Below are 22,831 nucleotides of genomic sequence, written 5' to 3'. Positions count from 1 at the left end.
AAAGGTCAAAATTTGTAAGTCTCTTTTCCTTATTTCGCAAAAATGGACCGGCTGCTCCAACTCGAGGTCTTCTCCAAAACCGCTGAGCTCGGCAGCCTTTCCAAAGCTGCCGAAATCCTTCGGATGTCGAACGCGGCCGCGAGCCGTCATCTCAGTGCGCTGGAGGAGCGGCTTGCGGTGCGGCTGATCGAGCGCAACACGCGCCGGCAATGGCTGACCGAAGCAGGACAGGAGCTGCTGCAGCGTTGCAGCACGCTCCTGAACGAGCTCGCCGAGGCCGAGGACGCGGTTTCCGACCGTGCGCTGTCGCCGAAGGGCATGCTGCGCGTGACGAGCTCGCTGTCCTTCGCGATGATCTACCTCGCGCCGATGCTGCCTGCCTTCCGCGCGCTCTATCCTGATCTCAGCGTGCAGATCATCAGCGCAAACCGCTATCTGGACTTCATCGAGGCCGGCATCGACGTCGCGATCCGCACGCGCGAGCACGAGCCGGATTCAAACATCGTCGTTCGCCGCATCGGCCAGATGCACCGCGTGCTCGCGGCGTCGCCGGCCTATCTGGAGAAGCATGGCCGGCCGGAGCACCCGGCCGATCTCGCACGCCACAATATGCTGATCTACAATCTCGCCAACGATCCCTATTCGCTGCGGCTCAGCCAGGGCAGCACGACGCAGACCATTCGGATCGCGCCGACGCTCGACAGTAATGACGGCCAGATCATCTGTGGCGCAGCCCGTGCCGGGTTAGGCATCCTGATCCAGCCGCTCTATATCGTGCAGAGCGATATCGCGGCCGGCCGGCTGGTGCCGGTCCTGATGGGCTGGGAGCTGCCTCTGCTCACCATGAACATCGCCTATCAAAACCGCGTCAGGCTGCCCGCCAAGATCAGGGTCTTTTCCGACTTCCTGGTCAGCCACATCCGCGAGCATTCGCAGCCCGGCATCTGGATCGACGCGGCGAAGTGAGCGGGCAACCCGAGAATTCGGGTCGCCGTGGGCGGATCGGCGAGCGAAACGCAGATCAAACAGCCGAACTCGGGCTGGTTCGCGCAGACACGAGCGTCGACGGAAAGTGACTCGCGAACGCGCGCGTCTTGGGTTGGACGCGCGATCCGTCGATCACTTCGAGCCGGCCGCAGCGGTTCAAGGTATGCAACTTCCTGCCGGGCCATAGCGGTCCGGGCTTCAGAGAGTGGCGGACGATCTGCTTGAACGCCGTCGGCGACAGGTCGACCACCTCCGCCAGTGCGAGCGCCGCGCCGTATCCGTCGGCACAATCCTGGACCGGTCGCCACAATTTGCCATTGAGGGTGACGAAATTCCCCGCCGGCCGCGTGCTTGCGCGGTCGATCAAGACCGGATTGCTGGCGTGGGGCAACCAGGGCCCCAAGAGGCGGTCGGCGTAGTAGATCGCCAGCGAATCCGAATAGCCACCCGCTCCGTCGCGCCAGGCGCCGAACAGATAGTGCAGGCCATTGTGCCGCGTGATCGTGGCGTCGGCCAGCTCGAGGCCGGAAAGCAGCGTCGCATATCGCTCCCATTTGTCCGGAAACCGAACGCATTTGTAGAGGGCGACGTCCCCGCGCGTCGAGCTCTCCGGGATCATCCATAGCTCGCCATCGTCTTCGATCAGAAACGGATAGGAGAGGTGCCAGGGCTCCTCCAGCACGGGCATCACCTCGCCGACCGGCCCCGCGTCACTGAACTCGATCGCCGAAATGATGCCTTTTCCGACGCGGTGATCGAGATCCTCGAAGAAGACGAATGTGCGTCCCTGCCACGTGATCGGAAACGGATCGGCGTAGAAGTGGTTTCCAGGATCTCCCAGCACGTTCCAGCCTGGGCCGGATAGATCTGCGGTCTGCCAGACGCCTCCGCCGTCATTGAAGCGCCATCCGACATGCCAATGCGGGGCATAGCAGCAGAGGCGATAGATTTCCTTGGCGATCGATGCGGCAAGGCCGCGAGCGACATAGCCGACGGGTTCGCGGCGCAAGCCATCGCCGGCGGGGCGCGCCAGTTGCGGCACAATTCGCGGTCTTCCCGACAGGACCGCCACCACCATGGTCAGGGTTCGCGCCATGACGGTTTCGAGCGCGCCACTGAGGCCCGCGGCAATCTCTCCGGATGGATGGCCGCGGTCGAGGACCGAACCGTCGACCTCGTTGACGATGTCGATCACGGGCAGGTCGCCGGCGAGAATGGCGGCGAGGGCGGCATTTTCGCCCGCAGCTCCGTTGAACAGCGGACGCAGATACAGCCGGGCAGAGCAGTCCGGATCCCGCTCGGCGCCCGTAAAATCGACGATCACGTCGGCTGCGCTGCAAGCCTGCGCCCCTTCGGGAACGATCTTCAGCCTGTCTGCGCCGCCATGCTTGCCTTTGCGCAGCACCGCGCGTTCGAGCTCGAACAGGGCGTCGAGGCCTGCGGGCCGCGGCTCCGCCGTTGGCGCCCATACGATTTGAACCGGCACGTCCCGGCCGTCGATCGACAGCGTCTCGCGGGCCATCCATTGCCGCGCGTACTCGCGTTCACAGCGAAACTCGATGATCATGTCGAGCCAATCTGTTTCAACGGATCATGTCAAATGACCTGCTCGAGAATACGAACGTATTCGTCAACCATCGCATCTACCGAATAGCGCAGTCGCAGGCCTTTGGCGTTTTGTCGCAGTTCGTCGCTCAGGTGCTTGTCCGTCAACAGCGTGGAGACGGCTGCGGAGAGCTTCGCATGATCGGAGGCATCGACGAAAAGCGCAGTCGGTCTCCCTTCGTAGGACAACACTTCGCGCAGGACGGGAAGATCGGTCACGACCGAGGGAACACCGGCGTTCGCAGCCTCGACAGCGGCGAGACCGAAGGTTTCGGCCTGTGTCGGAAACACGAACACGTCCAGGCAGGCCAGGAAGTCCGCCATCCGGCTGGGAGGAATCTCCCCGAGCCAATGCAGTCGGTCCGAGACGTTCAAGTCGTTCGCGAGCTGTCTCAGTCGGGCCTCGTCGGCGCCCTGGCCGGCAAGCGCAAGGCGCCAGGATGGCTGATCCGGCAACAGGCGTATCGCCAGATCGAGCCGCTTGTGCGGATGCAGCCTTGCTGCGCAGCCAAGCAGGACGCAGTCCGGCGGCAGGTTGAACCTCTGTCGTGCAGCCTCCTTCGACAGCGTGAGGGCCTTGTCGTCGAAGCCGTGCGGCACATGCACCATGCGCGACCGGTAGGCCGCGGGGTAGCGCGAATATTCGCGCTGCATGTCCTTCGAATTGAGCGTGATGCAGTCGAAGAAGCCGAGGCTGCCCATGACGATGTCGGCGGTGCGGACCGGCCAGCTCATCGACATTGCCGATGAAACCTGATTTGCGACAACCGGTGCACGGCTGACGAGGCGCGTCACGCCACCGCCGATGACGTTGCCGAAATGCTGGAAGGTCAGGACGGCGTCGGGCCTCGTGGCCCTGATATGGCGGCCGAGCGTCCGCAGCATCTGCAGCAGCGTCACCGGATTGCCCGGCCGGCTCTGCGCGCAGTAGAGCGTATCCGGCGGTTCATCGAAAGAGTCCGATTTGCGGAAGAAGAATAGATTGGTGACCCGGTAGCCGCGAGCGGTGAGCCCGGCGCCGAGAAGCCGCGAGATTTCCTGCGCACCGGCGTTCTCGGCCTGGGTTTGCGCGAGAAGCACGTGCAGTTTCGGCCCGCCGTTGTCCGGCCGCGCCAAAGCCGTCGCGCTCGTCTCGCCCAATTGCTTGTTTGGCTGATAGTGGAGCACGAATCCCGACCCGCTAAAGAAACGAAATCTTCACCTTCTTAACTCCGTACCTATCATGCGGGTATCGCCCGGACATCGGCTAGCGACAAACGGAGTTAATGCGAGGCCTTTGCAACCACATCGTTCGCGCGGCATTTCAGCTGTTTCCCCGAGGGTGCGCGGCGAGTGCGTTAACCAATCCGTCTTGCACGCTGCCGGCGCGTGACTGCGGATTTCCCGAGCCGCGGCCTGATGGCATCTAATCGCTCGAGTCCGCGCCGCGAACTGCATAGTTGCCGCGCCTCGAAGCAGAGAAGCGCAAGAGCACCAGGACCGAGGGATCCACCCCGGATCGCCGGCGGCAGAGGATATTCAGGGCAATGGTCGCGAGCGCGAGCGACACCGTCGCCGAAATCGCCGCGCCAAGCACCCCGAGCCAGGGAATGAGGACGATAAATCCCACGAGCCGCAGCGCGACGTTGGCCGCAACAACCGGCACATAGATTCGTTCATGGCCGGTCAGCTGCAGGATCGCAGCAGACGGGCCGCCTGCCGCCTGGATGGCGGTTCCGATCGCGAGCACGATCAAGACCGAATGCTGCGCGGTGAAATGAGGTCCGAACAGGTTGAGGAGATAGGGGCCGCCGATCCAGATGGTGACGAGGCCGGCGATCACGCAAAGTGCGGTCACTTCCGCCATCAACCGCAAGGTCCGCTCGAACTCCCGGTGGTTCTTGCTGAAATACAGCGACGGCAGCCGGCGCGCGCCGAAAGTGTACAGCGCTGCGGACAGCATGGCGAAGATGTTGGCAAGGCGCGAGGCGGCAAAGTAGATTCCGGCGGTCGCCGGATCCAGCATCCAGTAGACCAGAATGACGTCGAAATACTGATTGGCGGCTTCAAGGATGGATGCGAGCCAGAAGTGAAGGGCGCTCGATCGCCAGCGGGACGTCTCGGTGCGCGCCGGCGTACCGCGCAAATCCGGCAGCACTCGCGCGATCGAAATGATCTGCGCCGCCAGGCCCACCGACATCGCCATTGTCATCACCGCGAACAACTCGGCGGGATCGAGCTGCCGATGGCGGAGCAGCATGGCGAGCAGGAACAGGACGACGATGACACGCCAGAAGAACTCGCGATTTCCTTCGCCCATGAGAATGCTGACCAGCGAGCGAGCGATCTGGCTCCCAAGCATCACCGCGGCGTTGACGGCCGTGTAGGCCGACACCGCGAGGATCAGCAGCCACCAGTCGCCTCTCATGCTTGCCGCGATGGCGATCCCGGCGATCACGATCAGCATTGCGACCGAGGCAATCTTGAAGCTCGATAGGAGGACACCTTTGGTGAGGTCCGGCCTCTCACTGACCTGATACTCGTTGAGGAAGCGCACCAGCAGGGATTCCTGGCCGACCAGTCCCAGGACGGCTGCGATCTGGGCGACCGAGAGCCAGGTCGCAAAGATGCCGAAGCCGTCGGGCGACATCGTCCGTGCCGCCAGCGAGAACAATGCAAACGCGAGCACGCCGCTGCCAACCTTGAGGAGGATGGTCCCGGCAACTCCGCGCGTGACATCGCGCCGCATGAACTGGAGGATGGCTTCGATCATGGAGATTTAAGGGGCTACGCTCCCCTGAAGAGACGTGTTCAGATACCGGCGACAACCTAGCATGCTGCAACGGCGCGAGTGTTAATGGACGAGATGCAGGATCTCGCCGGCCGCGACGATATTGCGGCTACGTCGGCTGCCTCACTCTGGAACATCGTCGTCCTCATTGTCCCGGTTGGTGCAAAGTCCAGCTCGACCGACTGACGGCCTGGCCCCGCATCGACGACCGAAGAAGACGAGATCGGCCTTTCGAGTGCGGAATGGCGCGCGGGATCGGTCGCCGGGATGTCGAAACCCGGAATCTACGGAGCAACTCGAGCAAGACGCGTGCCGGAACGGCAACAGCGCGCCCGCCGCTTCCGGTCATTAACCTCAATCCTCGGAAATGATCGCACTTGGCTCCGCGATGCGACATCAGGCGGGAGAGTTGCACTGGAACCGCCGTTAACCTGGGAGCCGAAGCCATGACGACGGATGGAGCCGTGACCGAGCCAATCGATGAGGGCGAGACGGCAACGATCGTCTCCGACATCGTCGTTGTCGGCGGTGGCCTTGCGGGATCGCTTGCGGCGGCCGTGCTGGCGCGGGGAGGGCATCGCGTTGCTCTCGTCGACAAGCGCGCGATCTATCCGGACGAATTCAGGGTCGAAAAGATCGGCGGCCATCAGCTGGAGCTGTTTCGCAAGCTGGGCTTTCTCAACGCGCTCGAGGGCGTCGCCTGTCGATATGACCAGGTGCTCAATATCCGGGAGGGCAAGGTGGTTGATGTCAGCGTCGGCCAGGCCTACGGATTCCCCTATACCGATCTCGTCGCCATGGCGCGTCGCCAGATCCCCGATCCATCCCACCTGATCGTCGACGAGGTCACTGCGATCAGCAGCAGCGACGATGTCCAGCATCTCGAGCTGGCCTCCGGACGGCGCGTCACCGCGCGCCTCGTTGTTCTGGCCACGGGCATGGCGGGAGTTCTCGGTTACAAGCTCGGCATCAGGCGGCGCGTGCTGGCCGAGCGCCATTCGGTCTCGTTCGGCTTCACGATCGCCCGCCACGACGGCACTCCGTTCGATTTCGAGGCGTTGACCTGCTACGGCGAACGTACGGCGGATGGCATCGACTATCTCAGCCTGTTTCCGGTCCGTGCCGGCATGCGGGCCAATCTCTTCATGTTCCGCGATCCGACCGACCCGATCATGCGCGAGTTGCGTCGCGAGCCGGAGGCGACGCTCTTGCGCCTGCTGCCGGGATTGCGGGACTACCTCGGCGATTTCCGCGTGATCGACCGGGTCCAGAACTGGGTGATGGATCTGACTGTCGTCGAGGGGCATCTCCAGCCCGGCGTCGTGCTCATCGGCGATGCGTTCCAGACCAACTGTCCCGCCGCCGGCACGGGTGTCGCCCGCCTGCTGGTGGACATCGACCGTCTTTGCACCGAGTACGCGCCGCGGTGGCTCATGACCCCAGGCATGGGCCTGGAGAAGATCTCGCAGTTCTATTCCGATCGCGACAAGATCGCGGCTGACCAGCAGTCGCTGAAGATGGCGCGCTTCCGCGAGGCTCTGACGTCCCGCAGCGACATCGGCTGGGACGTACGGCGACGGTTGCACTTCCTGCGGCGCAGTCTGACACATCGCGTCGATCAGATGCGCCCGGGTTGGCTCGGGCGTGTCCGCGGCGCGTTGCGCGCCTAGTTCTGCCCCTTCGTCTGCCGTCGGTCAACGCGTGGGAGTGGGGGTGCGCGCGGGCTGGAGCCTCAAATCCGATAGCCGCTTGGCCGCCAGCTTGAGCCAGGGAGCCTGCTTCAGCGCGAAGAGGGCGATGGCGCCTGCAGCGCTGCCGGCCTGCGTGACCGCCCACATCGGCGAGGGCTGCCCGCCGAACAATTTCTTGTATGGCTCGTCGCCAATGGTGAAATCGAGCGTCTGATCTCCGCGCTCGATACAGTCCCGCGCCACCTGCTCGAACATCAGCGCGCCGAGGGACTGGCTCTTGTAGCCGGCGATGTCGAAGGCGCTCATGATGACGAGGAAGTCGCCCCGATGGCATAGGCCGAGCACGGCGGCAATCACCTCGCCGTCCATCTTCATGGCGTAGAGGCGGACAAAGGAGCCGAGGCCGCCAAGCGCGACGGCGGAATAGAAGTCGTAATATTCGGAGCGCTGCAGCAGGTCTCCGTCGCCCTGTGCGCGAAAGCGCGGACCCCGGAACTTCCTCATGATGTCCAGCGCCTCGAGCACGGACGCGCTGTCGGCGCAGCACGAGAAGCTCAGCGCGCCCTTCTTCTCGAGTTGACGGCGTTTCTTTGCGAGCTCCTTCTGATAGGAGCGATCGAGCGTGCTGGCCCGCCATTGCTCGAACGGCGCGACGAGAACCGTCGCGTAGGCATTGGTGTCCATCGCTACGCGGCGGGATGCAGCCAGGAGGTCTTCGATCGGAAGCCGTCCGTCGGGCAGCTTGACCATTCGGAGCAGATCGAAAGGACGGACAAGGCGCCGAATCTGCGCGCACGCAGCCGCGTCGTCGAGCAGTTGCGAGAACACGTCCGGGCTGCAAACCGGCGCCAAATAGTCGGAAACGCGGAGGTCGGCGAACTCGACGGTTCGTAACGGACCGCGCCGGATCCGGAGCAGGGGCAGCACCATCGCAAGGGCGCCCGTCGCGCGGTGGCGGACCACGACGATCAGAGGGGTTGCGCCCGTTTCCGGCGCGAGCCTGGTGTAGAGGCCATGCAGCCAGACCGGATGCTGGAACGCAGTGGCGGCCGAGCGATCAAACAGCTCTGCATATTCCGGAGACAGAAAGTCGAACGACTGCTCGACGACGATGTCGAACGTATTGCTAAGCTTGTTCATGAGCAATCAATGAAACCAGGTCGATTTCGCGAGCGTCGATCGCGCCTGGCCGGGCTTATAGCAAGGTCGTTACGGGGCAGACACCGGCAGCGTGCGATTTGCATTAATGCGTTCAGCGACGTTCGTATCGTTACCAAATTCTTAAAATGCCGGAGGTGCATGGACCCGGGGGCTGAGGATGAGATCGAGCGCGGCCGGCTCGATGCCAGATGATGCTCAGCCGGCCGGAATTCACACCGGCGAATTCGAGCGCCCGCAGAGATGCCTGTCGCTCGTAGCGGGAAGTGCCGACGACTTGGCTTGGCACGGATCCATTGGCAGGTTCGACCGCGCAACCTTGGATAGCGCACGTCAGGCCTGAAAGCAGGACTTCGGGCGTACCGTCATGTCGACGGCGCATCGACGCGTGGGCTCGGATCGGATGCACAGTTTTGCTGCACCACGATACGAATCGTAGCAGCTTTCGCTGCAATAACGCGCTTGACTTCGTAACTGATCTCAACGACCGTGCTGGACAAGCGTTGGGCAGTTCAGCCCGTCAACGCAGCGAGTTTCAACCATTTCCAACATCGCGCGGATTTCGCGTGCTCGGTTGGCGGCGAGGGCGCCCTCGGCTTAACGGCCGATGGGCGCCTTTTTCATTTCGGGACGAGTGATGGCGCGGACGACATACCGGATCGGCGTAATGCTCTCGACGACGGGGTCCTATAGCGTCGTGGCGCGATCGATGCTGAATGGGGCGCTGCTCGCCTTTCGCGAGATCAACGCGAGCGGTGGCGATATTGCGCTCGAGCCGGTGGTCGTGAATCCGTCCGGCGACCTCGCGAGCTATCGCTCGCTCAGCCTCGAGCTGCTCGGTTCGGGGGTCCGGCATGTGGTCGGCTGCTACACCTCGTCGAGCCGCAAGGAGGTGATCCCGTGCTTCGAGAAGCTCGACGGACTGCTGTGGTATCCCTCTCACTACGAGGGATTCGAGAGCTCCGATAACGTCATCTACACCGGCGCCGCGCCGAACCAGCACGTGCTGCCACTCGTCGACTACCTGGCATCCCGCCTGGGTTCGCGTGCCTTCTGCGTCGGCTCGAATTACATCTGGGCCTGGGAAAACAACCGCATCTTTCGAGAGGCACTGACTGCGCGCGGTGGCACCGTGCTCGCCGAACGCTATCTCTCCGTCGGCGACACCGAGGTCGATCAGGTGATCGCCGCAATCATCGACCAACGCCCCGACTTCGTCTTCAACAATCTGATCGGCACCAGCGCCTACGCGTTCTTCCGGGCGTTCCGGGCCGCCTGCCGTGCGCGCGGCATCGATCAGGCCGCGGAAATCCCGGTCGCGAGCTGCACGCTGTCGGAGCCGGAATTGCCGGAGATCGGCCCGGATGCGATCGATGGGCATCTATCCTCGAGTGTCTATTTTTCTTCGCTGAACTCGGCGGAAAACGGCGCCTTCATTCGCGCCTATACGACGTCCTTTCCGGACGGACCGGCCTCGTCGGCGGATGCCGAAGCGTCCTACATCGCCGTCAAGCTGCTCGGAGCGGCCTTGTCGCAGGCCGGCACCGACGACGCCCGGACGGTCCGCGCCGCCGTGGCGGACCAGCGGCTACATGCGCCGCAAGGCGAGGTCCGCATCGATCGCCAGACCTTCCATGCCTGGCTCACGCCTCGGATCGGCCGGTCGACAGCCAACGGACAGTTCGAAGTGCTGCTGGAATCGCGCGAGCCGATCGCGCCGGATCCCTATCTCGTTCAGTCGTCGCCGCGCTTTGCCAGCGCAATGCGCTCTCCACATTTGAAGGTGGTGCAATCATGAGCTCCCGACTGCTGCAGAACTTCAAGGGCGGCCGTGCCATCGTCGTCACCAGGCGAGGAGGGTGGGAGAGCGCGCTCGAAACGACACTGGCCAAGCTCGGCGTTTCCACGGAGTACCCGGAGATCATCGACGGTCGCGCCCAGATCGATGTCGCGAGTCTGCAGGCCGACCGTGACATCCTGTTCATCGACGGCGATCTCGAAGGCGCCGTCGCCATCGAGGTCAATCCTGCCTCGCGATTGCCGCCGGCGCCGGTGATCGGCCTCGTTGGCGTCGAAGCGCCGAGCCGGCTCAAGGCGCTGGTCAATCTGGGCGCGACTTCATTCCTGCGCAAGCCGGTGCATGGCGGCGCGGTCTACACGTCCCTGTTCATGGGCATCAACCAGTTCCTGCTGCGCGCCGAGATGTATGAGCGCTTGCAGGGTCTTGAGGAGCGCCGCCGCGGCCGCCGCGCGGTGATCCGGGCAGTCATCCTGCTGATGCGGCAGGAGGGCCTCGACGAGGAGGGTGCCTATTCCCAGCTCCGCCGCGAGAGCATGCGCGCGCGGCAGAACATGGAACTCTATTGCGAGGAGTTTCTGAGCAGGCGGGCGAAGCCGCCCGACACGTCCAGCCGCACGACCGGCATTACGCTGCAAGGCGGCAACAAGCAGGCCATCTAGGAGAAGCAAAATGAGCAAGTCTGTATTGCGGGGGCTGCGCGCCGCGGCCCTCACGGGGACGCTTGTCCTCGGATCACCCCTTGGATCACACCTGGCGCTCGCGGCAGAAAACCCGATCAAGCTCGGCGTGCTCGAGGATCAGTCCGGCGACTTCGCAGCGGCCACGATCGGCAAGGTTCACGCCATCCAGCTCGCCGCCGAGGAGATCAACAAGGCCGGCGGCATCATGGGCAGGCCGCTGGAGCTCGTCGCTTACGACACGCAGTCCGACAACACCCGCTACCAGGAGTTCATGCGGCGCGTGCTCCAGCGTGACAAGGTCGATGTCGTGTTTGCGGGCTTCTCTTCGGCCTCGCGCGAGGCGTACCGCCCGATCGTCGACCAGTTCAACGGCTTTGCTTTCTACAACAACCAGTACGAAGGCGGTGTTTGCGACGGCCACATGATCGTCACCGGTGCCGTGCCCGAACAGCAGTTCTCGACGCTCATTCCGTACATGATGGAGAAGTACGGCAAGAACGTCTACACGCTCGCCGCCGACTACAATTTCGGCCAGATCTCGGCGGAGTGGGTCCGCAAGATCGTCAAGGAGAACGGCGGCAAGATGGCCGGCGAGGAGTTCATCCCGCTCGGCGTGTCGCAATTCTCGCAGAGCATCCAGAACATCCAGAAGGCCAAGCCGGACTTCGTGGTGACGCTGCTGGTCGGCACCGCGCAGGCCTCCTACTACGAGCAGGCGGCCTCCGCCAACGTCAACCTGCCGATGGCCTCCTCGGTCAATGTCGGCCAGGGCTACGAGCACAAGCGCTTCAAGCCGCCTAGCCTGAAGGACATGTTCGTCACCACCAACTACATCGAGGAGATCGACTCGCCCAAGAGCAAGGAGTTCTACGCCAAGTTCAAGGCCAAATTCCCGAGCGAGCCTTATGTGAACCAGGAGGCGGAGAACTCCTATCTTGCCGTCTATCTCTACAAGCAGATGGTGGAGCGCGCGAAGTCGACCAAGCGCGAGGAGATCCGCAAGGTGATCGCGCTGGGCGACGTCTGCATGGATGCGCCGGAAGGCAAGGTCTGCATCGACCCGAAGAGCCAGCACATGTCGCACACGATCTATCTCGCCAAGGTCGGCGCCGATCACTCGATCTCCTTCCCGAAGGTCTGGGAGGACATCAAGCCGTACTGGCTGGGTGAGGCCGGCTGCGATCTCACCAAGAAGGATCCGATGGCCCAGTACACGCCATCGAATCCGCCGCCGAAGCCCTGACCGGCGGCTGATCGCCCCGGCGCTTGCGGCGCGCCGGGGCGGTCACGGACATCTGCGCGGCGACGCCGCATCCTCCCACATCCTGGTTGATTCATGGACATCGCGACCCACGTATTCTCGGCGCTCTATCAATTCGGCGACGCCTTCGCATTCCTGGTGCTCTCGGCCTGCGGGCTCGCGGTGATCTTCGGCATGATGGGCGTGATCAATCTTGCCCATGGCGAGTTCATCATGTGCGGCGCCTACGTCACCGCCGCGACCGTGCATGCGGGCCTGCCACTGCCGCTGGGAATATTGGCCGGCACGCTCGTCTCGGCTCTGGTCGGGGTCGTGGTGGAGCTCGCGGTCATCCGTCATCTCTACGACCGGCCGCTCGACACCATCGTCGCCACCTGGGGGTTGAGCCTGATCGCCACGCAGGGCACGCTGATCATGGTCGGCTCGACCATGGCGGGCGTCGGTACGCCGTTCGGCAGCTTCCAGGTCGGCGACTACTCCTATTCGATCTATCGCATCGTGCTGTTCTGTGCCGCACTCGGCGTGCTCGCCGCCCTCTATGCGCTGTTCAACTGGACGCGGTTCGGCGTGCTGGCACGCGCCACCATCCAGGTGCCGCACATGGCGGCCGCGCTCGGCGTCGACACGCGCCTGGTCTACAGCCTCACTTTCGCCTGCGGGGCAGGGCTCGCCGGTCTTGCCGGTGGCCTCTATGCGCCGACCATGACGCTGGTGCCGACCATGGGCGCCACCTTCATCATGGAGGCCTTCGTCACCGTGGTGATCGGCGGCGCCGACGTCTTCCTCGGCACCGCACCGGCCGGCGGCGTGCTTGCGGTGGTGAAGTCGGTGATGACGTCATGGCAGGGACAGCTGTTCGGCCAGATCGGTCTGCTGGTCGCCGTCATCATCGTCGTCCGAGTGTTGCCGAAAGGCATTTCCGGCTTCGTGCTGCGCGAGCGCACCTGACGGAGTGATGGCGTCGTGACCGGTCTTCTCGCAATGTTCCGCCGTCTCGAAGGCCCGCAGACCGTCGGTCGCGGTCCGGCCTTCTGGGGCCTGTTCGCACTCGTGCTCGCTGCCGCACTCGCCTATCCGCTGTTCAGCGACGGCTACACGGTTGGCAACACCGTCTACTTCTTCGTCTGGGTCTTCATCGCGCTCAGCCTGTGCCTGATCTGGGGCTATGGCGGCTCGCTCTCCTTCGGCCAGACCGCCTTCTTCGGGATCGCGGGTTATGGCTATGGCGTCCTTACCATCAATTTCGGCTCCGCCTACGGCTTCACGCTGCTGGCGCTGGTGATGGCGGTGGCGATCGCCGCGCTGTTCGCGGTGTTGCTCGGCTATTTCATGTTCTTCGGCCGCATCGCCGGCGTGTTCCTCGGCATCGTCACGCTCGCGGTGACCCTGATGCTGGAGCGCTTCATGGCACAGACCGCGGGGCCGGAATGGCACATCGGCAGCGCGCGGCTCAACGGCTTCAACGGCATGAGCGCGATGCCGCCGCTGACCATCCCCTGGCCAGGCGAGCCGATCGTGCTGTTCGCCGATGTCGGGCTCTACTACCTCGTGCTCGGCCTTCTCGTTTTCGTCTATCTCGCCTTGCGCATCCTGATGAACTCGTCTTTCGGCAACGTCATACGGCCGCGGCGCTGCCGCTGATCTGGGTCGCGGTCGGCGGCCGCAGCGACCTGACGTCGACCGTGATCGGCACGCTGGTGGTGCTCGCAGCGTTCCAGGCGCTCACGATCTATGGCAGCCAGTACGCGCTGGTCTTCATGGGTGTGCTGCTGGTGCTCACGGTCCTGATCGCCCCGAACGGTCTCGTGCTCGGGGTGATGAACTGGCTCGGCCGCATCGCCGCCCGCTTCACGCAGAGGGCCGGCTGATGTCGCTGCTCGAACTGCGTCAGCTGAACAAGCATTTCGGCGGCCTGCACGTCACCAATTCCGTGGATCTCACGCTGCAGGCCGGCGAGATCCATTGCCTGATCGGCCCGAACGGCGCCGGCAAGAGCACGCTGTTCCGCCTGATCCTCGGCGAGCATCATCCCGGCAGCGGCGACATTCTCTTCGCCGGCGAGAACATCACGGCGCTGAAATCCTTTGCGCGGATTCACCGCGGTCTCTCGGTCAAGTTCCAGGTGCCCGGCGTCTTCAAGGGCCTGTCGGTCCGCCAGAACCTCGAGATCGCCCTGCAGAGCCGGCATCGCGGCGCTGAGCTCGAAGCGGAGATCGGCCGGCTGCTGACCTTCCTCGGGCTGCAATCGGAGCAGGCGCAGATCGCCGGCAATCTCAGCCATGGCCAGAAGCAATGGCTCGAGATCGGCATGGCGGTCAGCCTGAAGCCGCGCCTTCTTCTGCTGGACGAGCCCACCGCCGGCATGTCGCCCGAGGAAACCCATATGACCGGCAAGATGGTGCAGCGGCTCAATGCCGACGGCATGACGGTGCTGGCGATCGAGCACGACATGGCGTTCGTCCGGCAGGTCGCGCACCGCGTCACCGTGCTGCATCTCGGGCAGGTCTTCGCGCAAGGCTCGATCGACGAGATCGTTGCCGACGAACGCGTGGCGGCGATCTATCTGGGGCAGGCCCATGCTTGATCAGCCGCGCAAGGAAGTCATCCTGTCGACCCTGGGCTTGCGCGCCGGCTATGGCGGCAAGCCAGTGCTCCAGGGCCTCGAGATCGAGGTGCGGGAAGGGGAGATCGTCGCCGTCATCGGTCGCAACGGCGTCGGCAAGTCCACGCTGATGAAGAGCCTTATCGGGCTCGTGCCGGCGATGAGCGGCTCGATCGTCTATCGCGGCGAGGCGGTGGAGCTTCTTCCCGCGCACAAGCGGGCGCGCCTCGGCATGGGCTATGTGCCTCAGGGGCGCGACGTGTTTCCGCGGCTGACCGTCGGCGAGAACGTCGCGGTCGGCGCAGCGATCAAGGGCGGCGGCATTCCGGAAGCGGGCCGGCGCAAGATCGTCGAAGCCTTTCCGATCCTCGAAGAGCGTTGGCATCAGCGCGCCGGCACCATGTCCGGCGGCCAGCAGCAGCAACTCGCGATCGGACGGGTCCTGATCGCCGACCCGAACCTCATCCTGCTCGATGAGCCCTCGGAGGGCATCCAGCCCAACATCGTCCAGGAAATCGCGCGCAACATGGTCGAGCTCAACCGCAGGACCGGGGTGACTATCATCCTGGTCGAGCAGAATCTCGACATGATCCGCGCCATGGCGCAGCGCTGCTACGTCATGGACAAGGGACGCATCGTCGCCAACCTCGATCGCGCGGCGCTCGACGATGCGGCCGAGATGCGCCGTCACCTCGCGGTTTGAAGACCTACGCCAACGACAGAAGGAGAAAAGCAAATGTCCTGGCAGAAAGACTCCATCATGGCCCGCAAGGGCGTCGCCAAGGGCGAGCGCGGCACCGGCTACACGATCACGGAAAGCGAGCAGGGCAAGTACCACTATGTCTACGGCCCCTATGTGAAGCCGGTGCTGACGGTCGATCCGGGCGCGGTGGTGGCCGCCGAAACGCATGACGCGTTCGAGGGCGCCATCAAGAACGAGACCGACAGCCCGTCGAAGATCCTCAACTTCCCGTTCCTCAATCCGCAGAACGGGCCGATCCACGTCAACGGCGCCGAGAAGGGCGATACGCTCGCGGTCTATATCGAGAGCATCGTGCCGCGCGGGCCGCAGCCGCGTGGCACCACGGTGATCATGCCGGAATTCGGTGGGCTGGTCAGTACGGGCAACACGGCGCTGCTCAATCCGGCGCTGCCCGAGCGCGTCAAGAAGCTGGAGATCGACGCCAAGACCGGCACCAAATGGAACGACAAGATCACGCTGCCCTATGAGCCGTTCATCGGCACCATCGGCACCTCGCCGGAGATCGAGGCGATCTCGTCGCTGGTCCCGGATTACTATGGCGGCAACATGGATCTGCCCGACGTCGGCGTCGGCGCCATCATCTACCTGCCCGTCAACACAAAGGGCGCGCTGCTCTATCTCGGCGACTGCCATGCGGCGCAGGGCGACGGCGAGCTCTGCGGCGTCGCCATCGAGCATCCGACCGTGACCACGGTGCAGGTCGACCTGATCAAGGGCTGGACCATCGCCTGGCCGCGGCTGGAGACCAAGGACTTCATCATGACCATCGGCTCGGCCCGTCCGATGGAAGATGCAGCCCGCATCGCCTATCGCGAGCTCTGCCGCTGGATGGCCGCGGACTACGGTTTCGACGAGATCGATGCCTACATGCTGCTGACCCAGGCCGGCCGGGTGCGTCTCGGCAACATGGTCGATCCGAAATATACGCTCGGCGCTTCCATCAAGAAGTCCTATCTCGGTTGAGGCCAGCCAGCTCATGTCCACCGTGCACAAGGTCGCCACCGTCCAGTTCGAGCCGATCATGTTCGAGAAGGAGCGCAACATCGCGCGACTGCTCGAGCTCTGTGAGCAGGCGGCGGTGGCCGGCGCGAAGCTCATCGTCACGCCGGAAATGGGAACCACGGGCTATTGCTGGTTCGACCGTGCCGAGGTTCGGCCCTTTGTCGAGAGGATTCCGGGGCCGACCACCGACCGGTTTGCGGCGCTGGCACGCAAGCATGACTGCTACATCGTGGTCGGCATGCCTGAAGTCGACGAGGACGACATCTATTTCAACTCGGCCGTGCTCGTCGGGCCCGATGGCATCGTCGGTCGCCATCGCAAGACGCATCCCTATATCTCCGAACCGAAATGGGCGGCGGCTGGCGACCTGCACAATCAGGTCTTCGACACGCCGATCGGACGGATCGCGCTCCTCATATGCATGGACATCCACTTTGTGGAGACCGCGCGGCTGATGGCGCTGGGGGGCGCGGACGTCATCTGCCATATTTCCAATTGGCTCGCGGAGCGAACGCCGGCGCCTTACTGGATCAGCCGCGCGTTCGAGAACGGCTGCTACGTGATCGAGAGCAACCGCTGGGGTCTCGAGCGCACCGTCCAGTTCAGCGGCGGGAGCTGCGTGATCGCGCCGGATGGCCAGGTGATCACGGTCCTCGACAAGGGCGACGGGGTCGCACTGGCCGAGATCGATCTCGATATCGCGCGTGCGCGCCGCGTGCTGGGCGAGCCTGTCTTCCGTCAACGCCGGCCCGAGCTCTATCCGGAGCTGCTCACCGACACTTTCAGCTGGAATCCGCGCGATTTCTTCGGCCTTTATGGCCACGAGCCCTGGCCGGAAGGCCTGCGCTCGCGCATTGCCGCGGCCCAATTCGCACCCAGTGCCGATGTTGCGCGAAATCTCGAGGCGATCGCGAACCTTGCGCGGCAGGCCAAGGCGGACGGCGCGGCGCTCGTCGTATTCCCGGAGCTCGCGGTCACCGGCCTCGCAGATCCGGCGAGATCGGCGCAGCCGATACCGGGCCCGGCCACGGAGAGCCTGCACGCGCTCGCTGCGCAGCTCCAGATCCACATCGTCTGTGGGATGGCCGAGCGCGCGGGCGAGGCCGTCTATAACAGCGCCTGCCTGATCGCGCCGGATGGAGAGATCACGCTCTATCGCAAGACGCATTTGACGGAAGAGGAGCGGAGCTGGGCTGCGGCGGGCGACGACTGGGCCGTGGTCGACACGCCGATCGGGCGAGTAGGCCTCCTGATCGGCCACGATGCGGCGTTTCCGGAAGCGGGGAGGGTGCTCGCACTTCGCGGCTGCGACATCATCGCGTGCTGCGCGGCGGTCAAGGGTCCCTTCGGTTCGCCGCATCCGGGGACATCCGTTGTGCAGCCGGCCCCAATCCCGACCGGCGCCGATCCGCATCATTGGCACCACTTCCGGGTCCGCGCCGGCGAGAACAACGTATTCCTGGCGTTTGCCAATGTCTTCGATCCCGAACACGGCTATCCCGGCCTGAGCGGTGTGTTCGGCCCCGATACGTTCGAATTCCCGCGCCGCGAAGCGATTGCAGCTGACGGCACGAACCTTGCTACTGCTCTCGTTGACACCACCAATCTCGACAGCGTGTATCCGACCAACGTCGTGCGACGAAAGGACCTCGTTTCGATGCGGATGCCACACAGCTATCGCGGGTTGGTCAAGGCAACGGCAAACAACCATTGAACGCGTGAATCTACTGGGAAGAAGGAGCCGATCATGGATCTAGGACTTGCGGGCGCCAGGGTTCTCGTCACCGGCAGCACCAAGGGGATAGGCCGTGCGATCGCGGAGACCTTTGCCGCCGAGGGCGCAAATCTCGGCATCTGTGCGCGCAATCAGGCGGACGTCGACAGCACCGTTGCAGCGCTCAAGAGCAAAGGCGTCGCGGCCTTCGGCGCTGCGGTCGACGTATCAGATGGTGCGGCGCTCAAGGCCTGGGTGGTCGACATGGCGACCAAGCTGGACGGAATTGACGTCGTTGTGGCCAATGTGAGCGCGCTCGCCATTGGGCAGGACGATGAAAGCTGGGCCAAGGAATTCTCGACCGACATGATGGGCACGGTCCGGCTGGTGAATGCGGCCATGCCCTATCTGGAGAAGAGCCGTGCCGGTGCGATCGTCGCCATCTCCAGCGTCTCCGGGCGCGAGGTCGATTTCGCGGCCGGCCCCTACGGCACGTTCAAAGCCGCCATCATCCACTACACGCAGGGTCTCGCCAATCAGCTCGCACACAAGGGCATCCGCGCCAACACGGTTTCGCCGGGCAACACCTATTTCGAAGGCGGTGTCTGGAACACCATCAAGGACAACAACCCCGAGCTCTACAAGGCGGCGCTTGCGCTCAATCCCACCGGCCGGATGGGGACGCCGCAGGAGATGGCGAACGCAGTCGTATTTCTCGCAAGTGGCGCCGCCAGCTTCATCACAGGAACGAACCTCGTCGTCGACGGTGCCTTGACGCGCGGTGTGCAATTCTGAAGGCGTGAACGCTGAAACGCGAACCTGTCACCTGTGTCATGATTGACCGTGTGATCGCAGGGCCGGCGCGGCCACTGCTGCCCGCATTGTGCAGGGCAGCGATCTCTCCGCGTGGATTTTCGGGACCTCTCATTCGTGCAAGATAGCGAGCCCGGTCCCGAATACGCAGACGATGTCCCTTCTCTCACGGCGAGAACTGCTCGATGCGGCGGCGCGTCTCACGGCGCTGGCTGCCTGGCCCGGCGGTGCGACCGCCGACGATTATCCCTCCCGCTCCATCAAGCTGGTCATTCCCTATACGGCTGGCGCCGCAGGTGATCTGATCGGCCGTCCCTGGGCCGACAAGGTCGCGCCGCTGCTCGGCCCGGTCCATGTCGAGAATATCGGGGGCGCCGGCGGTGCGATCGGCTCCGCCGCGGTGGCGCAGAGTGCTCCCGACGGCTACTCGCTTCTGCTCGGCAATGGCAGCACGAAGGTGACGATTCCGTTGTCCTCGGCGCAGCCTGCCTACGACACGATTCGCGATTTCCGTGCCATCTATCGGCTGATTACCAGCACGCTCGCATTCGCGGTTCATCCGTCCCTGCCGGTGAAGGACCTGCGGGAGCTGGCAGCGTTCGCCAAGGCGAATCCGGGCGGGCTTTCCTATGGCACTCCGGGGGTCGGCACTGGCAATCATCTCGTCGGAGAGATGTTCAGGCAGCAATCGGGTCTGGCGGCAGATTTGATCCACGTCCCTTACCGGGGCATGGCGGCCGCTACCAACGACCTCGTCAGTGGCCAGATCAACTCGGTCATTGCGGTGGTCTCGAGCCAGAACCTGCAATTGCACTTTGCAGGCAAGCTGCGGCTGATCGCCGTGACGAGCGACCGGCGGCTGAGCGGCGCGCCGGAAGTACCGACGGTCATCGAATCCGGCATGCCCGGCCTCAGATATGCCGGCTGGTTTGGCCTGTTTGCCCCAAGAGCAACCCCGGATGTGATCGTGGGGCGGATCGCTGCGGCGACCCGCACGGCGATGGCTGATCCTCAGTTGCAGGAAAGCTATCGTTCGCAAGGTCTGGAGCCGGACATCGATTCAGGCCCCGACAAATTCCAGCGCCTCGTCGAGGACGAACTCGTCCGCCTGGCTCCGATCGTCAAGTCGATCGGGCTCAAGCGCGACTGAGCGCATCTCAGAGTCGTACCGCGGACGTAGCAAACGCCTGAGCGACGGGCTCCTGGACTCGATTCAGGATCTCCATTCCCGCAATCGCGATGACCAGAGCCGCGACGCAGCCAAGTAAAAAAGCCTTCATCCTCAGCCTCCCCGATTTGGAACATCAAGCCATCTATACGACGCGACATATCGCGAGCAAGCGCGTCGATCGCGCCAAGGCATCTGTGGCAAGGCATCCGTGGCAAGGCATCCGCGATCCTATGGGCTCTTGAACACGGGATCGGCGGAAAACGCATTGCCCATCAAGCCAAGGGACTGAAGCCCGGCGCTGTTCGAATCGACTTCCAGGATTGCGAGCAGCAGCGCGAGCACGACGGCAACGAGGAGGAGGAAACGGGAGGCTTCTCGCGCGGCGGGATCTTGCAGGCCATCAATGCCGCCAAGAACGCGTAGCCGCGCAATCATCCGCAGAATTGGCCCCGTTCGCCCCTGCATGCGGTCTTCCTTGACGTGAGCAGGCAGAGTCTAGTGTTCGGCCTGTCGGCATTCAAGCGGCGGACGTACGAGGTGGGCTGTTGCGGTGCACGGTTCGGAACGGAAGCAGGCCTTGCAAGTTTCTTGCAAGCCTGGTGAGCGTATCGGAGGACCCTGCGTGACATTATCGAGAGCGATTTTGTGCTTCGCAGCACTTTGCCTTGTTGAAAGCGCCATGGCCCAGCCTGCGCAAACCAACTCACCGGCGAGGCAAACTCCACCCGAAGACAAGGGCCAGGCACAGCCGCAAGGTTGGACGGGCCCAATCAATACAGGTTCGGGTGGTGCGCCGGCGGAAAGTCCCCAAGGCCAGAGTCCGCCTGGAATGCAGGCCGCGCCGGCGGGATCCTCCAAGACCACCACGGAACCGGCCAAGTAGACCGGTCCGGGATGTTCATTTCGGCCGCCTGTTCTGGCAGTCTTGAGAATGCGAACGTCAAGCAGGGCCGGCCGGAAATGAACAGATCACCTTTGTGCGCGAAGGTGGCCGTAGCGTTGTGGGCCATCTTTGCCGGATCATCCGTGCACGCCGACATGGTCGGACACGGTGGCCCAATTCGGGCTCTTGCCGTTTCCCCGGATGGGGAGGACCTTCTCTCCGGCAGCTTCGACACGGCAGTCATTCGCTGGTCGCTCAAGACGGATACTGCAGAGCAAGTGCTGCGGTATCATGCCGGTGGCGTCAATGCCGTTGCCTTTCTGAAGGACCGCCGCCTGATCACGGCCGGCGCCGACGCACGCATTGCGGTATGGACGGCGGGCCGGGTGGAGCCGGACCGGGTGCTGGAGGGACATATCGCTCCGATCGCGGCGCTTGCTGTGTCGCCCGACGGGGCGCTGCTCGCATCGGCGTCATGGGACCGGACGGTGCGGCTCTGGTCGCTGTCGGACGGCACGTCGCGCGTGCTCGAAGGGCATACGCAGAACGTCAACGGCGTCGCTTTCGCGCCGGACGGCGGGCTTGTCAGCGTTGGCTACGATCTTGCGCTGCGCATCTGGCGTTTGCCGGATGGCCAGCCTGAAATCGTGACTTTGCCGGCGCCGCTGAACGCCGTGGCGGTGGCGCCGGATGGTGAAATCGTCACAGGCGCGGTCGATGGCAGGCTGCGCATGCTGACCAAGGACGGCAAGGTCAGCGGTGAGGTCGCGGCCAGCCCGACACCGGTGGTGGCCTTGACGATGTCGGGGGACGGCGCGTTGATCGCTGCGGCCGGCATCGGCGGCACAGTGGCGATCATCGATCGCAAGTCGCGCAACCTGCTGCGCACGCTGGTCGGGCCGGGGCCGCCGGTGTGGTCGGTCGTCTTCCTTTCGGATCGCGAGACATTGATGACGGGTGGTGCGGACGGCAGGATCAGGCGCTGGAATGCGCGCACCGGCGATCCCATCGGCTTAGGTCTGATCGGCACACCCGCCGATCCGCTCGCCGCCTATGCCGGCGATCATGGCGCCGATGTCTTTCGGGCGTGTGTTGCCTGTCACACGCTGTCGGACAAGGAGGTGCAGCGTGCGGGTCCGACACTTGCGGGACTCTACGGCCGCAGGATCGCTTCGCTACCGGGATATCGCTTCTCCGATGCGTTGAAGACGATGGACATCGTCTGGACGCCGGAAACGGTCGCAAGACTGTTCGAAATCGGGCCGAATGCCTACACCCCCGGAACCAAGATGCCGGAGCAGCGCATCGGCTCGGCCGAGGACCGACGCGCGTTGACCGACTTCTTGGGCCGCGCAACATCGCGATAGTTGCCCCTTCTGCCCTTGGAAGATATTCGCTTCGTCTAGATGCCGTAATGGGCCCGGCTCCGAGCAAGGGGTGATGATGGTGGCTGTCCCCCGATAGATGATGAAACGGGGTCACGACTTAAGTCGGCCCCAAGCATCTGGAGACGGAGGACAGCCGTGGAGAACTATGCCGGAATTGACGTGTCATTGGAACTGTCGAGCGTATGCGTCGTGGATGCCCAGGGTAAGATCCTGAAGGAAGCGAAGGTCGCGAGCGAACCCGACGCCTTAGTTGAGTTCCTTGAAACGCTTGGCTTTGCAGTGAAGCGGATCGGGCTGGAGGCTGGGCCGCTGTCGCAATGGCTGCATGCGGGGCTGAAAGAAGCGGGCTTCGAGACGGTTCTGCTGGAAACACGGCATGTGAAAGCAGCATTGTCAGCGATGACAGTGAAGACTGATCGCAAGGATGCACGCGGGATTGCCCAGTTGATCCGGATGGGATGGTTCAGCCCGGTGCACGCGAAGTCGATAGGGGCTCAAGAAATTCGAGCGCTGCTGGTTGCGCGCAAGCAGCTTCTTGGGCG

19 protein-coding genes and 1 pseudogene are annotated in these 22,831 nt (G+C 63.9%); 15 read left to right on the top strand and 5 right to left on the bottom strand.

The features are described 5' to 3' along the window. Positions 1-42 precede the first annotated feature (42 nt). The gene (locus H1B27_RS27495) at positions 43-966 is read left to right on the top strand and encodes a LysR family transcriptional regulator (protein WP_197968238.1); all 924 of its coding nucleotides are present in this window, start codon (positions 43-45) and stop codon (positions 964-966) included. 55 nt (positions 967-1,021) lie between these two features. Here H1B27_RS27495 and H1B27_RS27490 read toward each other — a convergent pair whose 3' ends face one another. The 3 genes from H1B27_RS27490 to H1B27_RS27480 form a co-directional block, all read right to left on the bottom strand. Continuing rightward, complete coding sequence (locus H1B27_RS27490; RefSeq protein WP_197968237.1) at positions 1,022-2,554, bottom strand: glucosamine inositolphosphorylceramide transferase family protein; 1,533 nt, start codon at positions 2,552-2,554, stop codon at positions 1,022-1,024. Positions 2,555-2,583: 29 nt separating this feature from the next. Next, positions 2,584-3,759, bottom strand: a complete 1,176-nt coding sequence (locus H1B27_RS27485; protein ID WP_197968236.1) for a glycosyltransferase family 4 protein — start codon at positions 3,757-3,759, stop codon at positions 2,584-2,586. Positions 3,760-3,997: 238 nt separating this feature from the next. Then, positions 3,998-5,344 (bottom strand): lipopolysaccharide biosynthesis protein, encoded by a 1,347-nt coding sequence (locus H1B27_RS27480; protein WP_197968235.1) that lies wholly within the window; start codon positions 5,342-5,344, stop codon positions 3,998-4,000. A 464-nt stretch (positions 5,345-5,808) separates the two neighbouring features. On the opposite strand from H1B27_RS27480, the gene H1B27_RS27475 reads away from it, so the two are divergent. Then, the gene (locus H1B27_RS27475; RefSeq protein WP_197968234.1) at positions 5,809-7,032 is read left to right on the top strand and encodes an FAD-dependent oxidoreductase; all 1,224 of its coding nucleotides are present in this window, start codon (positions 5,809-5,811) and stop codon (positions 7,030-7,032) included. Between the two features lie 24 nt (positions 7,033-7,056). Here H1B27_RS27475 and H1B27_RS27470 read toward each other — a convergent pair whose 3' ends face one another. Continuing rightward, a complete protein-coding gene (locus H1B27_RS27470) occupies positions 7,057-8,193 on the bottom strand; it encodes a GNAT family N-acetyltransferase (protein ID WP_197968233.1) in 1,137 nt (378 codons plus the stop codon). Positions 8,194-8,848: 655 nt separating this feature from the next. Between H1B27_RS27470 and H1B27_RS27465 the strand changes: the two genes are divergently transcribed. The 11 genes and pseudogenes from H1B27_RS27465 to H1B27_RS27415 all read left to right on the top strand — a co-directional run bounded on the left by H1B27_RS27465 (position 8,849) and on the right by H1B27_RS27415 (position 19,997). Further along, on the top strand, positions 8,849-10,009 hold the full coding sequence (locus H1B27_RS27465) for a transporter substrate-binding domain-containing protein (RefSeq protein WP_035669415.1): 1,161 nt from the start codon (positions 8,849-8,851) through the stop codon (positions 10,007-10,009). Continuing rightward, positions 10,006-10,671, top strand: coding sequence for an ANTAR domain-containing response regulator (locus H1B27_RS27460; RefSeq protein WP_061883167.1), 666 nt, complete (start codon positions 10,006-10,008; stop codon positions 10,669-10,671). The genes H1B27_RS27465 and H1B27_RS27460 overlap by 4 nt, the downstream gene beginning before the upstream one ends. Before the next feature lie 10 nt (positions 10,672-10,681). Further along, entirely contained in the window at positions 10,682-11,935 is a 1,254-nt protein-coding gene (locus H1B27_RS27455) for an urea ABC transporter substrate-binding protein (RefSeq protein ID WP_197968232.1), read from the top strand. A gap of 93 nt (positions 11,936-12,028) precedes the next feature. Continuing rightward, a complete protein-coding gene (locus tag H1B27_RS27450; RefSeq protein ID WP_061883165.1) occupies positions 12,029-12,901 on the top strand; it encodes an ABC transporter permease subunit in 873 nt (290 codons plus the stop codon). A 15-nt stretch (positions 12,902-12,916) separates the two neighbouring features. Next, positions 12,917-13,821 (top strand): annotated as a pseudogene (locus H1B27_RS27445) (branched-chain amino acid ABC transporter permease). Continuing rightward, positions 13,821-14,537, top strand: coding sequence for an ABC transporter ATP-binding protein (locus tag H1B27_RS27440; protein WP_197968231.1), 717 nt, complete (start codon positions 13,821-13,823; stop codon positions 14,535-14,537). Before H1B27_RS27445 ends, H1B27_RS27440 begins: the two are co-directional and overlap by 1 nt. Further along, the gene (locus H1B27_RS27435; RefSeq protein WP_197968230.1) at positions 14,530-15,258 is read left to right on the top strand and encodes an ABC transporter ATP-binding protein; all 729 of its coding nucleotides are present in this window, start codon (positions 14,530-14,532) and stop codon (positions 15,256-15,258) included. The genes H1B27_RS27440 and H1B27_RS27435 overlap by 8 nt, the downstream gene beginning before the upstream one ends. Positions 15,259-15,291: 33 nt before the next feature. Further along, positions 15,292-16,281, top strand: coding sequence for an acetamidase/formamidase family protein (locus H1B27_RS27430; RefSeq protein WP_197968229.1), 990 nt, complete (start codon positions 15,292-15,294; stop codon positions 16,279-16,281). A 13-nt stretch (positions 16,282-16,294) separates the two neighbouring features. Beyond that, positions 16,295-18,034 carry a nitrilase-related carbon-nitrogen hydrolase gene (locus H1B27_RS27425; protein WP_197968228.1) on the top strand — a complete coding sequence of 580 codons (1,740 nt, stop codon included), beginning with the start codon at positions 16,295-16,297 and terminating at the stop codon, positions 18,032-18,034. A 33-nt stretch (positions 18,035-18,067) separates the two neighbouring features. After that, positions 18,068-18,829 carry an SDR family NAD(P)-dependent oxidoreductase gene (locus H1B27_RS27420; protein WP_061883159.1) on the top strand — a complete coding sequence of 254 codons (762 nt, stop codon included), beginning with the start codon at positions 18,068-18,070 and terminating at the stop codon, positions 18,827-18,829. A 172-nt stretch (positions 18,830-19,001) separates the two neighbouring features. Then, positions 19,002-19,997, top strand: coding sequence for a Bug family tripartite tricarboxylate transporter substrate binding protein (locus H1B27_RS27415; RefSeq protein WP_197968227.1), 996 nt, complete (start codon positions 19,002-19,004; stop codon positions 19,995-19,997). Positions 19,998-20,246: 249 nt separating this feature from the next. Here the strand turns inward: H1B27_RS27415 and H1B27_RS27410 are convergent, their stop codons facing one another. After that, positions 20,247-20,483, bottom strand: a complete 237-nt coding sequence (locus H1B27_RS27410) for a hypothetical protein (RefSeq protein WP_061883157.1) — start codon at positions 20,481-20,483, stop codon at positions 20,247-20,249. 495 nt (positions 20,484-20,978) lie between these two features. On the opposite strand from H1B27_RS27410, the gene H1B27_RS27405 reads away from it, so the two are divergent. Then, positions 20,979-22,268 carry a c-type cytochrome gene (locus H1B27_RS27405; RefSeq protein ID WP_197968296.1) on the top strand — a complete coding sequence of 430 codons (1,290 nt, stop codon included), beginning with the start codon at positions 20,979-20,981 and terminating at the stop codon, positions 22,266-22,268. 156 nt (positions 22,269-22,424) lie between these two features. Further along, on the top strand, positions 22,425-22,831 hold a 407-nt coding region (locus H1B27_RS27400), incomplete at its 3' end, for an IS110 family transposase (protein ID WP_197968226.1).

The sequence above is a fragment of the Bradyrhizobium diversitatis genome (genome assembly GCF_016031635.1).
Taxonomy (GTDB): Bacteria; Pseudomonadota; Alphaproteobacteria; order Rhizobiales; family Xanthobacteraceae; genus Bradyrhizobium; species Bradyrhizobium diversitatis.
This window is presented reverse-complemented; position numbering and strand designations above follow the sequence as displayed.